Raw genomic sequence first — 1,023 nt, 5'->3', positions numbered from 1 at the left:
CCGGCCGGGAGTGCCCACTGCGGGGCGGTCTGCCGGTGCCGTCCCACCGCCCACAGACCGAGCAGGGCGAGCCACGGACCAACAGCCATCAGCGGACCCCAGACCACGGACACGATCACGACGGTCCAACGGACCAGCTCGATCACAGCCATCGTCGGAGCCAGGACATCACCGACGTCCTCGTTCGCGACCGCCAGCGCGATCCCCAGGGCGAGCAGCGAGCCCGCGCCCAGGGCTGAGCCCATGACCGCGCTCTTCGCGGCCCGCTGCGGGGCGGTGATCAGGTCCATCCGGCGCTGATGCCGCGCCGCCCGAAACTGCCTGCCCCGGTCCTCCCACTCAGCAGCCGCCTCCATGTTCCCCGCCGCTTCGGCCGCGCGGATCATCCGCTCATACCGTGCGGCGGTACGCCCGTCCCACGCCCGACGGACCACGACCCGCCCGCCACCGACGACGTAGGAGCCGTGCCGCACCACCAGACCACACGCCACCCGGGTCCGCTCATCCACCACAGCCGCACGCACCGCACGACCGGACCGCACCCACAACGGCACCCGACCAGCCACACCACCGGCACCGGCACCGGCACCGGCAAAGCCAGGGGCGGGCGTGACCACGGGGGATACCGGGGTGTCGGGGGCCAGGGGGTCTGTACCGGGTGGCTTGAAGAGATGAACGACGTTCCCGTTGTCCGTCATGCTGGGAGGTCTCCTGTCCTGCTCGAAAAGCGGATGGGTTGGGCCCGGGGCGACCGCTTGCTCTCGCCAAAGATGCGCGGTCGTCCCGGGGTAGCTAGCTCTTGTTCTTGGTCCTGGCTTCGCGTTCCTCGCGCTTGCGCGCCTGCTCAAGGACCCGTTCCAACTTCTGCTGAAGGTCGCCCTGGTGGACGCGTCCGCCATAGATCCGGTCGTCAGCGATGCCGCGCTTGGCCATCCGCGCGATGTACCACGCGACCTTGGCCTTCTCGCCTGCGGTGAGCCTGGGCTCACGCTCTTCCTGCTGTGCCATGGATGACGCTCCGTC

Annotated in this window: 1 protein-coding gene and 1 pseudogene; both read right to left on the bottom strand. The window is 70.0% G+C overall.

The features are described from left to right. Positions 1-524, bottom strand: a pseudogene (locus tag ACWF94_RS40995) (ATP-binding protein); the annotation flags it as partial. 268 nt (positions 525-792) lie between these two features. Next, the coding region (locus ACWF94_RS40990) for a DUF6257 family protein (RefSeq protein WP_453500465.1) at positions 793-1,023 on the bottom strand (231 nt) is incomplete at its 5' end.

This window comes from Streptomyces sp. NPDC055078, assembly GCF_053607985.1.
Note: the sequence above shows the minus strand (reverse complement) of the source record. Positions and strands in the feature narration are given on the sequence as shown.